The 14,050-nt window shown below is 64.0% G+C and carries 11 protein-coding genes; 6 read left to right on the forward strand and 5 right to left on the reverse strand.

The window, feature by feature from the left end; translation table 11 throughout:
• Nucleotides 1-53 precede the first annotated feature (53 nt).
• The 4 genes from purH to AB4O23_RS01065 all read left to right on the forward strand — a co-directional run bounded on the left by purH (nt 54) and on the right by AB4O23_RS01065 (nt 6,707).
• The gene (gene purH, locus AB4O23_RS01050; protein ID WP_065879416.1) at nt 54-1,661 is read left to right on the forward strand and encodes a bifunctional phosphoribosylaminoimidazolecarboxamide formyltransferase/IMP cyclohydrolase; all 1,608 of its coding nucleotides are present in this window, start codon (nt 54-56) and stop codon (nt 1,659-1,661) included.
• Between the two features lie 104 nt (nt 1,662-1,765).
• Entirely contained in the window at nt 1,766-3,058 is a 1,293-nt protein-coding gene (gene purD, locus AB4O23_RS01055; RefSeq protein ID WP_065879417.1) for a phosphoribosylamine--glycine ligase, read from the forward strand.
• A 126-nt stretch (nt 3,059-3,184) separates the two neighbouring features.
• Nucleotides 3,185-5,956: a hybrid sensor histidine kinase/response regulator gene (locus AB4O23_RS01060; RefSeq protein ID WP_460070240.1), complete on the forward strand. Its 2,772-nt coding sequence runs from the start codon at nt 3,185-3,187 to the stop codon at nt 5,954-5,956.
• Nucleotides 5,957-6,110: 154 nt separating this feature from the next.
• Complete coding sequence (locus tag AB4O23_RS01065; protein ID WP_003171467.1) at nt 6,111-6,707, forward strand: MarC family protein; 597 nt, start codon at nt 6,111-6,113, stop codon at nt 6,705-6,707.
• Here the strand turns inward: AB4O23_RS01065 and AB4O23_RS01070 are convergent.
• The 5 genes from AB4O23_RS01070 to cobG form a co-directional block, all read right to left on the reverse strand.
• On the reverse strand, nt 6,704-7,480 hold the full coding sequence (locus AB4O23_RS01070) for a hypothetical protein (protein ID WP_017527889.1): 777 nt from the start codon (nt 7,478-7,480) through the stop codon (nt 6,704-6,706). The two genes, AB4O23_RS01065 and AB4O23_RS01070, sit on opposite strands and share 4 nt — an antisense overlap.
• Before the next feature lie 224 nt (nt 7,481-7,704).
• Nucleotides 7,705-9,342, reverse strand: a complete 1,638-nt coding sequence (gene cobJ / locus AB4O23_RS01075) for a precorrin-3B C(17)-methyltransferase (protein WP_068936054.1) — start codon at nt 9,340-9,342, stop codon at nt 7,705-7,707.
• Nucleotides 9,342-10,073, reverse strand: coding sequence for a precorrin-2 C(20)-methyltransferase (locus AB4O23_RS01080; RefSeq protein ID WP_017527891.1), 732 nt, complete (start codon nt 10,071-10,073; stop codon nt 9,342-9,344). Before AB4O23_RS01080 ends, cobJ begins: the two co-directional genes overlap by 1 nt.
• A complete protein-coding gene (locus AB4O23_RS01085) occupies nt 10,073-10,699 on the reverse strand; it encodes a precorrin-8X methylmutase (RefSeq protein ID WP_017527892.1) in 627 nt (208 codons plus the stop codon). The genes AB4O23_RS01080 and AB4O23_RS01085 overlap by 1 nt, the downstream gene beginning before the upstream one ends.
• Nucleotides 10,692-11,981, reverse strand: a complete 1,290-nt coding sequence (cobG, locus tag AB4O23_RS01090) for a precorrin-3B synthase (RefSeq protein ID WP_223271431.1) — start codon at nt 11,979-11,981, stop codon at nt 10,692-10,694. Before cobG ends, AB4O23_RS01085 begins: the two co-directional genes overlap by 8 nt.
• A 95-nt stretch (nt 11,982-12,076) precedes the next feature.
• Here cobG and AB4O23_RS01095 point away from each other — a divergent pair, with 95 nt between their 5' ends.
• A complete protein-coding gene (locus AB4O23_RS01095) occupies nt 12,077-13,282 on the forward strand; it encodes a bifunctional cobalt-precorrin-7 (C(5))-methyltransferase/cobalt-precorrin-6B (C(15))-methyltransferase (protein WP_065879421.1) in 1,206 nt (401 codons plus the stop codon).
• Nucleotides 13,279-13,998, forward strand: coding sequence for a cobalt-precorrin-6A reductase (locus AB4O23_RS01100; protein WP_065879422.1), 720 nt, complete (start codon nt 13,279-13,281; stop codon nt 13,996-13,998). The genes AB4O23_RS01095 and AB4O23_RS01100 overlap by 4 nt, the downstream gene beginning before the upstream one ends.
• Nucleotides 13,999-14,050 lie beyond the last annotated feature (52 nt).

Consider the following 14,050-nt stretch of genomic DNA (forward strand, 5'->3'; position numbering starts at 1 on the left):
CGTAAAACCGGTCGCCTTTTTTGCTGACTCCTTTGCTTTTGATGGAAATTGAAATGACCGACCAGACTACCCGCCTGCCGATCCGCCGCGCCTTGATCAGCGTTTCCGACAAGACCGGCATCCTCGAATTTGCCCGGGAGCTGGAAGCCCTGGGCGTGGAAATCCTCTCCACGGGCGGGACCTTCAAACTGCTGCAGGACAACGGCGTGGCCGCAGTAGAAGTCGCGGACTACACCGGTTTCGCGGAAATGATGGACGGTCGGGTCAAGACCCTGCACCCGAAAATCCACGGCGGCATCCTCGGCCGTCGCGGTATCGACGACGCCATCATGAACGAGCACGGCATCAAGCCGATCGACCTGGTGGCCGTCAACCTCTACCCCTTCGAAGCCACCATCAACAAGCCCGGCTGCGACCTGCCGACCGCCATCGAAAACATCGATATCGGCGGCCCGACCATGGTGCGCTCGGCAGCCAAGAACCACAAAGACGTGGCCATCGTGGTCAATGCCGGCGACTACAGCCAGGTGCTCGAAAGCCTGAAAGCCGGCGGCCTGACCTACGCCCAGCGTTTTGACCTGATGCTCAAGGCGTTCGAACACACCGCGGCCTACGACGGCATGATCGCCAACTACATGGGCACCGTGAACCAGGCCGCCGACACCCTGAGCACAGAAGGCCGCAGCCAGTTCCCGCGCACCTTCAACAGCCAGTTCATCAAGGCCCAGGAAATGCGCTACGGCGAGAACCCGCACCAGAGCGCGGCGTTCTACGTGGAGGCAAAACCGGCCGAAGTCGGCATTGCCACCGCGACCCAACTGCAAGGCAAAGAACTGTCCTACAACAACGTGGCCGACACCGATGCCGCGCTCGAATGCGTGAAAAGCTTCGTCAAGCCGGCCTGCGTGATCGTCAAGCACGCCAACCCGTGTGGCGTGGCCGTGAGCCCGGACGCCGAAGGCGGTATTCGCCAGGCCTACGAACTGGCCTACGCCACCGACACCGAGTCGGCCTTCGGCGGCATCATTGCCTTCAACCGTGAGCTGGACGCCGAGACCGCCAAGGCCATCGTCGAGCGTCAGTTCGTTGAAGTGATCATCGCGCCAAGCGTCAGCGAAGAAGCGCGCGCCATCGTTGCAGCGAAAGCCAACGTGCGCCTGCTGGCCTGCGGCGAATGGTCGGCTGACCGCGCCGCTGCCTGGGACTACAAGCGCGTCAATGGCGGCTTGCTGGTACAGAGCCGCGACATCGGCATGATCGGCAGCGCCGACCTGAAAGTGGTAACCCAGCGTGCTCCCACCGAGCAAGAGATCAACGACCTGATCTTCGCCTGGAAAGTGGCCAAGTACGTTAAATCCAACGCCATCGTCTACGCCAAGAACCGCCAGACCATCGGTGTCGGCGCCGGCCAGATGAGCCGCGTGAACTCGGCGCGTATCGCCGCGATCAAGGCTGAACACGCCGGTTTGCAGGTGGTGGGCTCGGTGATGGCGTCCGACGCTTTCTTCCCGTTCCGTGACGGCCTGGACAACGCCGCGAAAGCGGGCGTGACCGCCGTGATCCAACCGGGCGGTTCGATGCGCGATGCTGAAGTTATCGCCGCCGCTGATGAAGCTGGCATCGCGATGGTCTTCACCGGCATGCGCCACTTCCGCCACTGATCCAACCCGATTGAAATGTAGGAGCGGGCTTGTGTGGGAGGGGGCAAGCCCCCTCCCACATTTAAAAGCGCTCCTCTGGCGCCTACAGAATTTGAGGTTTTGAAATGAATGTTTTGATCATTGGCAGCGGTGGCCGTGAACACGCCCTGGCCTGGAAAGTTGCCCAGGACCCCCGCGTCCAGAAAGTTTTCGTCGCGCCCGGCAACGCCGGCACCGCCATTGAAGCCAAGTGCGAAAACGTCGCTATCGACGTGCTGGCGCTTGAGCAACTCGCCGATTTCGCCGAGCAAAACGTCTCCCTGACCATCGTCGGTCCGGAAGTACCGTTGGTGGCCGGCGTGGTCGACCTGTTCCGCAGCCGCGGCCTGGATTGCTTCGGCCCAACCGCCGGCGCCGCGCAGCTGGAAGGTTCCAAGGCGTTCACCAAGGACTTCCTGGCGCGCCACAAGATCCCGACCGCCGACTACCAGAACTTCACCGAGATCGAGCCGGCCCTGGCTTACCTGCGTGAGAAAGGCGCACCGATCGTGATCAAGGCCGATGGCCTGGCCGCCGGTAAAGGCGTGATCGTGGCGATGACCTTGCAGGAAGCCGAAGACGCCGTGCGTGACATGCTCGCCGGCAATGCCTTTGGCGACGCAGGCTCGCGCGTGGTGATCGAGGAGTTCCTCGACGGCGAAGAAGCCAGCTTCATCGTGATGGTCGACGGCAAGAACGTATTGCCGATGGCCACCAGCCAGGACCACAAGCGCGTCGGCAACGGCGACAGCGGCCCCAACACCGGCGGCATGGGTGCCTACTCCCCTGCCCCGGTGGTCACCCGCGAAGTGCACCAGCGCGTCATGGACCTGGTGATCTGGCCAACCGTGCGCGGCATGGCCGACGAAGGCAATGTGTACACCGGTTTCCTCTATGCCGGCCTGATGATCGACAAGGCCGGCAACCCGAAGGTCATCGAGTTCAACTGCCGCTTCGGCGACCCGGAAACCCAACCGGTGATGCTGCGCCTGCAATCGAGCCTGGTATTACTGGTGGAAGCCGCCCTGGCCCAGGCCCTGGACAAGGTCGAAGCCCAGTGGGACCCACGCCCGAGTGTCGGCATCGTACTGGCGGCCGGCGGTTACCCTGCCGACTACGCCAAGGGCGATGTGATTGAAGGCCTGGATGCGGCGGCTACGCTGGAAGGCAAAGTGTTCCATGCGGGCACCGCGCTCAAGGATGGCAAGGTGGTAACCGCCGGTGGCCGTGTGCTGTGCGCTACCGCCATGGGCGCCAGTGTCGACGCCGCGCAACAACAGGCGTACAAACTGGCCGCAAAAATCGATTGGAAAGGCTGCTTCTACCGCACCGACATCGGTTACCGCGCCATTGCCCGTGAACGTGGCGAAACGCACTAAGGCGCAGACGTCGCAAGCCTCGTCACTAGCTATCCGTTCGGTCAGGCAAGGGCCTCTGGCCCTTGCCGTACACCGGCCACCCCGCGCATAGTTAACCCGTGCATCAACCTACGAAGGGATTTCGCCGTGCGCTGGCTCAGGATCGCCATAGGTTTCACTGTCAGTCTGCTGACGCTGCTCTGCTTGTTCCCGGCCCAGGTCGCCGCGCAAGGCAGTGGCTGGGCAGTATTGCTTGATGAACAGGCCGACCTGCAACTGAGCGACATTCGTTCCTCGCGCTACACCAACCAATTCAGCCCCATCGAACTGGACCGCATTACCGCCGCGCAACCGGACGGTGCGTTGTGGGTACGTTTCAAGCTGCAACCCGGCAAGCACGAGCAAGTGCTGCGGGTATTCGCCCCGGACCTGTCCTACCTGAGCCTCTACGTGCTGGACGGCGACACCCTGATCGAGCAACAGAACACCGGCACCCGCCAGCCCCAGACGGAACGCCCGTTACCCAGCAGCGACTTCATGCTACCGATGCCCCAGAGCCAGAAGCCGCTTGAGGTCTACCTGCGCCTGGTCTCGGAACATGAGCTGCGCCCCTATATCACCCTGGAGCCGGCCGTACTGGCCGCCGCCGACCAGACCCAGACGCTGGTCTACGGCCTGCTCTTCGGTTGCCTGTTGATGCTGATCCTGCACAACCTTTCACGCTTTGCTTACCACCGCTCGCGCAGCAGCCTGTGGCTGGCGGCGTGCGAAATACTGTTGATGCTCAGCCTGGCGCTGCTGCTCAACCTAACGGGCCCATGGCTGCCGAACTGGCACGCTATCCAGACCCCAGGCGCGTACCTGGCGCTGCTGCTGACCGCGCCGTGCGGGCTGATGTTCGCCTACCGCTTCTTCATGCCCCTGGGCCCGCACCCGCTGAACAAGCTGTTGATGGCCGATATCCTGTTTATCGTGCTGTGCGGCCTGCTGCTGTTGTTTGTCAGCACCCTGCCGCTGAACATCATCACCTATGCGCTGGTGGCCCTGGCAGGCCTGAGCATGCTGTTTGTCTCGGCGTATCACTGGCAGAGAGGCTATGGCCCGGCGCGTTTGTTCGTGGCGGGCATGGTGGTGTTCAACATCGGCACGCTGATCATCCTCCCGGCGTTGCTGGGCCTTACGATGGTGTCGCCACAGGGGCTGATCGTCACGCTCCTCGCGTTTATCTGCCTCAGCGGCCTGTTGATGAGCCTGGCCCTGGGTGAACGCCAGCGCGCCCTCGTGGAAGCGCGCTTCAGCCTCAGCCGCGACCTCGCCGCGAGCAACGCCGAAATCGCCGCAAAGGCCGAGTTCCTGGCCAAGATCAGCCACGAAATCCGCACCCCCATGAACGGCGTGCTGGGCATGACCGAACTGCTGCTGGGCACCCCGCTGTCGGTAAAGCAGCGCGACTACGTGCAGACCATCCACAGCGCCGGCAACGAACTCCTTACCCTGATCAACGAAATCCTCGACATCTCCAAACTCGAATCCGGGCAGATCGAGCTGGACGACGTGCAGTTCGACCTCAACGCGCTGATCGACGACTGCCTGAGCATCTTCCGCGCCAAGGCCGAACAACAGAACGTCGAGTTGATCAGCTTTATCCAGCCCCAGGTGCCGCGCGTCATCAGCGGCGACCCGACCCGCCTGCGCCAGGCGCTGTTGAGCCTGCTGGAAAACGCCCTGCAAAAAACCGATGAAGGCGAAGTCCTCATCGTCGTCGCCCTGGACGACCGCAGCACCAAGCCGCGCCTGCGCATTGCCGTGCAAGACAGCGGCCTGCCGATGGAACCCGCCGAGCGCGAGGCACTGCTGCACAGCGAACTGCACAGCAAGAACTTCCTCTCGGCCACCCGCTTGAGCGGGCACCTGGGCCTGGTCATCGCGCGTCAACTGATCCTGTTGATGAACGGTGAGTTCGGCATCAAGAGCGGCAGCCATCAGGGCAGCACCCTGTGGCTGACCCTGCCGCTTGACCCGGAACGCCTGGAGCACCCGACCTCCGACCTCGACGGCCCGCTCAGGGATGCGCGCGTACTGGTGGTGGACGACAACGACACCTGCCGCAAAGTGCTGGTGCAGCAATGCACGGCCTGGGGCCTGAACGTCAGCGCGGTACCTTCGGGCAAAGAAGCCCTGGCCTTGCTGCGCACCAAGGCGCACCTGCGTGACTACTTCGACGTGGTGCTGCTGGACCAGAACATGCCCGGCATGACCGGCATGCAACTGGCGGCAAAAATCAAGGAAGACCCAAGCCTGAACCACGACATCCTGCTGATCATGCTCACGGGCATCAGCAATGCGCCGAGCAAGATCATCGCGCGTAACAGCGGGATCAAGCGCATCCTCGCCAAGCCGGTGGCCGGTTACACCCTCAAGACGACCCTGGCCGATGAACTGACCCAACGCAGCAAAGGCGGCGTGCCGCCCCGCGCGGTCCTCAGCCCGCCGGCGGAGGTGGCCGTGCCCAGCGATTTCAAGATCCTGGTGGCCGAGGACAACAGCATCTCCACCAAAGTGATTCGCGGCATGCTCGGCAAGCTCAACCTCAACCCGGACACCGCCAGCAACGGCGAAGAAGCATTGGAGGCAATGAAAGCCCAGCGCTATGACCTGGTGTTGATGGACTGTGAAATGCCAATCCTCGATGGCTTCTCGGCCACCCAGCAATTGCGCGCCTGGGAAGTCAGCCATCAACGCATTCGCACGCCGGTGGTGGCGCTCACGGCGCATATCCTTTCGGAACATAAGGAACGCGCGCGCCAGGCCGGCATGGACGGGCACATGGCCAAGCCGGTGGAGTTGTCGCAATTGCGCGAACTGGTGGCGTTCTGGGTGGCGCAGCGCCAACAACGCCCCGAGCACGAACCCTCCTGACCGCAAATACAGTGGGAGGGAGCTTGCCCCGATGGCAGTCTGTCAGCCGACCACTTAGGGATTGATATACCGCTATCGGGAGCAAGCCCCCTCCCACATTTGATCTGTGTCGCCTGATAGACTCCCAACACTTCTCCTGCCGCGAGCCGCCCTTATGCTCCACGTGTTATTCAGCGTTTACCTGAAGATGCTGGTGCTCTACAGCCCGTTCTTCGTGCTGTCCTGCTTTATCAGCCTGACCCGTGGCTATTCCAGCAAAGAACGGCGGCGCCTGGCCTGGAAAGTGGCGCTGGCGACCCTGGTGTCGAGCGTGCTGCTCTACCTGTTCGGCCGCGTCATTTTCAGTGTGTTCGGCATCACCGTGGATGCCTTCCGCATCGGCGCCGGCAGTGTGTTGTTCATCTCTGCCCTGGGCATGGCCCAGGGCAAGTCGGCGGTGCAGACCGACAACGTGCAGCAAGACGTGACCATCGTGCCGCTCACCATCCCCCTCACCGTCGGCCCCGGTACCATCGGCGCCTTGCTGGTGATGGGCGTCAGCCAGCCGCACTGGGATGACAAACTCACCGCCATCCTCAGCATCGCCCTGGCCAGCCTCACGGTCGGCGTGGTGCTGTATCTGTCCAACCGTATCGAACGCATCCTCGGTGACCAGGGTTTACAGATTGTCAGCCGGCTGATGGGCCTGTTCGTGTGCGCCCTCGCCGCGCAAATCATCTTCACCGGCGTGCGCGGTTATCTGGTGCCTTAGATGCGGTACTTGGCGATCGCCAATTGCACCTTGTCGCCCGCGCTCTCGCGCATCAGCCGGATGGTTTTTTCGTTGACCACCGAGGTATTGAGCACCAGGCAGGTCTGCCCGCTGAAGGCCTCGAACGAGGAACTGTCCCACTCAAGGAACGGCAGCCCCACCTGTTTGCTCACTCCCTGGGTGCTGTAGGTCACCAGCACCATCATCAATTCCCCGTCTGTTTCGGCACAGGACGCCAAGCCAAAATCACCGCCCTGGTGCACCGTGCTGTTGCGTTTGAACAGTTCGAAAGACGCCGGCTGGCGCTTCAAGGCCTCCAACGCATCAGCGGCCAGCTTCGGCAGCGCGGCCAGCAGCGGCCCGGCCAGCGATGTCGAGGCCCATAACGTGGCGATGATGTTCAGCGCCGCCAGTTGCACCGTCAGGCCTTTGCTGGTGCTTGAGACGCGCTCGAACCGGCTGCGCACCGGCAGCCAGCCCAGGCTGATCATCACCTTGATAAATTCGTCATACCAGGCTTGGCCGCCGCGCTGGATGTTCAACACATCGCTGACGTAGCTGCTGGCCAGCAGGTAGCTTTTGCGAATGTACTCGCGGTTAATCCCCGACAGCCCCTCGGCAAATGAAATCACGCCGTTGTTGACCACCGCTGCATTGCTGTCGTCGTCGACCGGCTCAGCAACGACCTGCTGGCCTCGCGCGCCGGGCAGCGTGTAGGCGGCAATCAACTTGCGCCGCTTTGTACTGTTGATCCTTTTGTGATGTCGCTCCATTTTCGTTCTCCACAAGCGCCCCACATGGGGCTTGCTCGCACACTAGTCCAGCGCCCGGTGGACTTTCCAGGCCACAAACATCGCTTGCGCGAGCGCGCCGGAAAACGCCGCCCAGCAATCGTAGGGGGCAGCCGTCGCCCTTGCGGTTTTCCTCGATAAAAAAAGAAAAAGCTCCGAATAACGGCAGGTGGTTACCCAGCGTCAATCGGAGCTTTCGTGCAGCGTCAGGCGACGGGTTTTTCGCCGTACCAACGCGGCGTATAGACCCATTCACCACCACCGGCCCTGGGGAATGTGCAGGTGGTGGACGAGCCGATCAGCACCATGGTGCGCATGTCCACCTGCTCCGGCGTCAGTTGCCCCAGCGTGGTGACACGCAAGGTCTGGCCTGGGCGCCCGACATCACGGCCCAGCACCACCGGCGTTTGCGGGGTGCGGTGCAGCGCGACGATTTCCAGGGCGCGCCCCAACTGCCAGGGCCGCGACCGCGAGATCGGGTTGTAGAACGCCAGGGCCAGGTCGGCCTGGGAGGCAAGGTCCAAGCGTTTTTCGATGATCGACCAGGGCTTGAGGTTGTCCGACAGCGACATCACACAGAAGTCATGCCCCAGCGGCGCACCTGCCTGGGCGGCGGTGGCCAGCGAAGCCGAGACGCCCGGCAGGATCTCCAGGTCGACCTGATGCCAGGCCGGGTCGCCGGACTCGTGCAACGCTTCGATCACGGCAGCGGCCATGGCGAATACGCCAGGGTCACCGGACGACACCACCACCACCGAACGGCCTTGGGCGGCCAGTTCGAAGGCGTGGCGCGCACGCTGCATTTCTTCACGGTTATCGGTGCAGTGCTGCACCTGGTCGTCACGGAACGGCCCCGCCATGCGCACGTAGGTTTCATAGCCCAGCACGTCGGTGCAACGGGCCAGTTCAGCCTTGACCGCCGGCACCATCAACTCGGCCGCGCCAGGGCCCAGGCCGATCACGGCAAGACGGCCACGCGCACGCCCTACCTGGAACAGGTCCAGGGGTTGCTCGGCAACGTGAATCACGATGTCGGCGTCTTGGCTGACGCTGGCGAAACGCAGCGGCACAGCCAATGCCGAGGCCGCTTCATGCAGCGTCGCCTCGGCCATCTGCGTATCGCTGGCGAGCAGGCACGCCAGCGATTGCACGGCAATGCCCGCGTCATGCAACGCAGCACGCACACGCTCGGCCAATCGCGCGCCCGGTTTGCAGGTCACGCTTACATTCTTGGGGTAGATCAACAATTCGTTGGCGACGGGCACGCGCTCGGCGCTGCTCACATGGATCGCCAAACGCGCTTGCGGGTCCTGGGGCAGGTGCGCTTGATCCAACCACGGCGCGGCGCCCTCGATACGTACGCTTTCGCCGCCCAGCAAGTCGCTGACGAAGCGCTTGCCCAGTTCCAGGTCCGCCAGCTCATAACCCGCGGGCGGGTTGAGCAGGCAGGTGCCGAAACGCAACTCGCCACTGGTGGTGATCGCCGCGGCGACATTCAGCGCGGCGCCGATGTGCCGCGCCATCACGTTAACCCCGCCCAGGCCACCGAGCAGCGGCACCACGGCGCTGCCGTCTTCGGCCACGGCGAGCACGGCGGGCTCGTCACCTTTTTCCAGCAGCAGCGGCGCCAGGGTGCGGATCACGATGCCGGCGGCGCACAGCGCAATCAGCGGCGTGCCGTGTTGATACAGCCGGCGCAGGGTGGCGCCGAATTCGTCGTAGGCCTGGTCGGCGCCCTCAACCCGCCCCGCCAGCCCATGGATCAAGGCGCCGGGGTACAGCTGCTGGATCCTGCGCGCCGTGGCCAGGCTGCCCTGGCCCAGTATGACAATCGCTGGCGTCATCACCCTTGCCACCGCTCACCGGGCACGATGATCAGCGAGAAATACGGCGACGACATCGGCTCCACCTGATCCAGCGGCACGATCTTTTGGTTAGCCATGGTGGCGCGCTCCACATACAACGCGCGCTCGGCCAGGCCGAGTTCTTCCAGTACCTGGCGCACCTTGGGGAAGTTGCGACCCAGTTTCATGATCACGGCGGCATCGGCATCCGCCAGGCGGCGCTTGAGGTCGTCATGGGGCAGCACGCCCGACAGCACCGACAGGCTCTGGTTGCGATACACCAGCGGCGCGCCCAGCACAGAGGCGCCACCGAGCATCGAACACACGCCGGGGATGACCTGCGCGTCGTAACGTTCGGCCAAGCGGTCGTGCAGGTACATGTAGGAGCCGTAGAAGAATGGATCGCCTTCGCAGATCACCGCCACATCGCGCCCGGCATCCAGGTGCGCAGCCACATTGACGCTGGCGGTATCGTAGAAATCGCTGATCACTTGCTCGTACGACAGCGGCGCCGGCAATGCCTCGGTCGTCACCGGGTACACCAGCGGCATCAGGGTCTGTTGCGGCACCAGGTGATCCTCGATGATGCCGAATGCATTGCCCTTCTTGCCCTTGGCCACGAAGTACGCCACCACCGGCGATTCACGCAGCAGGCGCAGGGCCTTGAGGGTGATCAGTTCCGGGTCGCCGGGGCCTACGCCCAGGCCGATCAAACGTCCGCGCACGGGCATTATTCGACCTCCGTGGCGAGTGCATTGACCGCGGCGGCGGCCATGGCGCTGCCGCCCAGCCGGCCCTGCATGATCACGAACGGCACGCCACGGCTATCAGCCGCCAGCATCGCCTTGGATTCGGCAGCACCGACGAAACCCACCGGGAAGCCAAGGATCAACGCCGGTTTCGGCGCGCCGGCGTCGAGCATTTCCAGCAAGTAGAACAAGGCGGTCGGCGCATTGCCGATCACCACCACGCTGCCTGCCAAATGCGGGCGCCACAGCTCCAGGGCGGCAGCGGAACGGGTGTTGCCCAACTCCCGCGCCAACTCAGGCACGCTGTCGTCGCGCAGGGTGCAGATCACCGGGTTATTGGCCGGCAGGCGCGCACGGGTCACGCCCTCGGAAACCATCCGCGCATCACACAAGATCGGCGCGCCGGCGGCCAGCGCGTCGCGCCCGGCCTTGCCGGCACCGGCGGAGAATTGCAGGCCGTCGATGGCATCCACCATGCCGCACGCATGAATCACCCGCACCGCGAGTTTTTCCAGGTCGGCCGGGATACGCTCCAACCTGGCTTCCGCGCGAATAATGGCGAAGGAGTTGCGATAGATCTCCTGACCGTCGCGGATGTAATCAATCATCGGTGTTGCTCCGTGGACGAGCGCGTAACAGGGCGCCCGCCGCTTCAATGGAAAGAGTGCGCGCGTGCAGCCGGCCAAAACCTGGCTGGGCTGCATCGCGAAAATAGAGGTCGTAGTGGCCAGGGCTCACTGCCAGCAAGGTGACCGGCGCGGTGTGCGCGGCGGCGCAGGAACGTGGGCAGCCGGACAGATGCGCCTCGGCGCCGGGTGCCTGCGCGGCCAGTTGCATGGCATCGGCCTTGGTGTCGGCCAAGGCTTTGCCGCAACCGCTGGAGCCGGTGCAGGCGACCAGGCGCGCCAGGGGCTGGTCGGCCGAGCAAAGGAAGCCCAACTGTGCCAGGCGCTCGGTCACGGCGTAAGGTTTTTCGACATTGGGCAGCAGCACGCCCTGCCAAGGGGTGAAGCGCAAAGTGCCGTCCCCGTAATCGCCGGCAAGCTGTGCGGCGCCCTTGAGCATCGTTGAATCGAGGCGGCCCAAGGGCGCGACGGCGGCGACATAAAACTGATTCTGTTGAGGCTGTGGATAAGTCCCAAGGTGTAACAAAGCGCCACTGGCCGGGCGATTGAAACCGCTTGCCGGCAGCAGAGGCAGGCTCAGGTGGCTCAGTACGTTATCCACAGGCAAATGGCGCATGCGGGTTTGCTCTGGGGCCGCGAGGGCAAGGAACGCTTCGAGGACGGCCACCACCAGTGCGTGCCCCTGGTCCAATCGCACGGCGGCCAGCGGCGCATCCAGGCCCGGGCAACCCGCCAGGCCAAACGCGAGCAACGTCTGGCCATCGCGCACGAATGCCGACAACCACAGGTCATGATGATGTTCGAGCATCGCCAGGGCCTCGCCGCCATCCAGTTGCACGGCGAACTTGGCCGACAACCCGTGAAAACGCGGATTATTTTCCAGCGTGGCAAGGATCTGCCCAGCCAGGGGGCGGGTGTCGAACAGCATCTGCGGGTCGATACCGGCGCTGGGGCTGAGCATCAGGTTGCGTACATCGTCACCAGCGGCGTTGTTCGGGCCAAGGCCAGCGGCGAGCAGCCTCGCGATCAAGGCATCCTGCTCGGCGCCGATCCCGCGGATCTGCAGGTTGGCGCGGTTGGTTGCCTCGATCACCCCACCGGCATAGGCCTGGGCCGCGTCCGCCACGGCGTTGGCCTGGGCGGCGCTGATCGAACCACCGGCCAACTTGATCCGGCAAATGCCGCCGTCCAAGGCCTGGACGATACGCAGCAACCCCGGACAAGCCGAGGGGCGCAAGGTATTCAGAGCGGGCGTTGGGTTCACGGAGCTACCGGTTCACGGGTAAAGGCGCGGTATTATGCCTGCTTTGTCCGGCGGCATGAAAAGCCTGCCCGTCGGATGTCGCTCAAGGAATGGATATGTCGCCCTGGCTGACGGTTGTAGGCATCGGTGAAGACGGCTTCAAGGGGCTGGGCAGGAATGCCCGGCATGCCCTGTTGCGCGCCACGCGGATTATAGGTGCTCAGCGCCAGTTGGACCTGTTGCCCGTGTGCATTCGTGGCGAGCGCCAGCTGTGGCCGAGCCCGTTTTCCCTGGAACCGGTGCTGGCAAAACGTGGCGAACCGGTGTGCGTGCTGGCCAGCGGAGATCCGATGTTCTATGGCGTGGGGGCCAGTCTGGCGCGGCAGATCGCGGCTGAAGAGTTGCTGATTTTACCGGCACCGTCGTCGGTTTCCCTGGCAGCCGCGCGTTTGGGCTGGCCGTTGCAGGACGTGGTGACGTTATCCGTGGTGGCCCGGCCCTTTGCGGCAATCAATGCGCACCTGGCCAGCGGCGTGCGCTTGTTAGTGCTGAGCAATGACGGTGGCAGCCCTGCGTTGATGGCGGCGTTATTGACCGAGGCAGGGTTCGGGCCCAGCCGATTGACGGTGTTTGAACAGGTGGGCGGCGCGCACGAGCGGCGCCTCGATGGACTGGCCGCAAGCTGGCAACACCTCAGCACTGCCGATCTGAACCTGGTCGCCATCGAGTGCATCGCCTCTGCCGACACACCACCGTTGTCACGCCTGGCGGGCCTGCCGGACGCGGCCTTCAAACACGACGGCCAACTGACCAAGCGCGATGTGCGCGCCATGACCCTCGCCCGCCTCGCGCCGATGCCCGGCGAACTGCTGTGGGACGTGGGCGCGGGCAGCGGCTCCATCGGTATCGAGTGGATGCGCACGCACCCCAGTTGCCGAGCGCTGGCGATTGAAGCCGACGAAGGTCGCCAAGGCCTGATCGAACACAACCGTGACGCCCTCGGTGTGCCCGGCCTGCATCTGGTGCGCGGTAAAGCCCCGGACGCATTGCAGGGCCTGCCGGTACCCGACGCGATCTTCATCGGTGGCGGCGTCACCCGCGACGGCGTACTCGACACCTGCTGGCACCACCTGCGCCCCGGCGGGCGGTTGGTCGCCAACGCCGTGACCCTGCAAAGCGAAATGACCTTGATGAACTGGCGCGCGGAGCACGGCGGCGAACTGACCCGCATCCACGTGGCCCAGGCGCAGCCGTTGGGGGAGTTTGATACCTGGCGCCAGGCGCTGCCGATCACCCTGCTGGACGTGGTCAAGCCGCTATGAAACGGATTCTGCTGCTGGGCGGCGTGACTGAAGCGCTGGCCATTGCCCGCACGCTGGGCCCGGAACATCTCTACAGCCTGGCCGGTGTCGGTCGCGTGCCGACCGACCTTACCTGCCAGGTGCGTGTCGGCGGTTATGGCGGCGCCGAGGGGTTGGCGCAGTTCGTTCGTGATGAGGGCATTAGCCTGATCCTCGACGCGACCCATCCGTATGCAGCGCAGATCAGCCGCAATGCCGCCGAGGCTGCACAGTTGAGTGGCGTGCCCTGCTGGGCACTGCGGCGCCCGGCGTGGCAACCGCAGGTGGGCGATGATTGGCGTGAGGTCAGTGACTGGGCCGGGCTGATCCAGGCCTTGAAACCGTTCAACCGGCCGCTGTTCACCTTGGGGCGCGAGCCGTTGCAGCACCTCGACGAAATTCCCCCCGGGCAGTTCTGGACGTTACGGGCGCTGGGGGTATACCCGGGAAATGAGCGCTGTGAAGTGATAGGCGCACGTGGACCGTTTCTGATCGAGGACGAGCGCGAGTTATTCGAGCGACGCGCAATTGATGTGCTGATCAGCAAGAACAGCGGCAGCACCGCCACCGAGCCCAAGCTGGAAGTGGCGCGGGAACGTGGGGTGCCGGTGCTGGTGCTGAAGCGGCCGGTGTTGGCGACCGTGGACCGGGAGTTCCCAACGGTCGCGTCGGCCTTACAGGCAATCACCCTTCTTTAAACACCACCGATCCATTGTGGGAGGGGGCTTGCTCCCGATGGCGGCGTGTCAG

Source organism: Pseudomonas sp. H2_A10, assembly GCF_054680085.1.

Bases quoted from the DNA above. Each gene is read 5' to 3' on its own strand.
- purH (WP_065879416.1), top strand. From the start codon at position 54: ATGACCGACCAGACTACCCGCCTGCCGATCCGCCGCGCCTTGATCAGC.
- purD (WP_065879417.1), top strand. From the start codon at position 1,766: ATGAATGTTTTGATCATTGGCAGCGGTGGCCGTGAACACGCCCTGGCC.
- AB4O23_RS01065 (WP_003171467.1), top strand. From the start codon at position 6,111: ATGCTCCACGTGTTATTCAGCGTTTACCTGAAGATGCTGGTGCTCTAC.
- AB4O23_RS01070 (WP_017527889.1), bottom strand. From the start codon at position 7,480: ATGGAGCGACATCACAAAAGGATCAACAGTACAAAGCGGCGCAAGTTG.
- cobJ (WP_068936054.1), bottom strand. From the start codon at position 9,342: ATGACGCCAGCGATTGTCATACTGGGCCAGGGCAGCCTGGCCACGGCG.
- AB4O23_RS01080 (WP_017527891.1), bottom strand. From the start codon at position 10,073: ATGCCCGTGCGCGGACGTTTGATCGGCCTGGGCGTAGGCCCCGGCGAC.
- AB4O23_RS01085 (WP_017527892.1), bottom strand. From the start codon at position 10,699: ATGATTGATTACATCCGCGACGGTCAGGAGATCTATCGCAACTCCTTC.
- AB4O23_RS01095 (WP_065879421.1), top strand. From the start codon at position 12,077: ATGTCGCCCTGGCTGACGGTTGTAGGCATCGGTGAAGACGGCTTCAAG.
- AB4O23_RS01100 (WP_065879422.1), top strand. From the start codon at position 13,279: ATGAAACGGATTCTGCTGCTGGGCGGCGTGACTGAAGCGCTGGCCATT.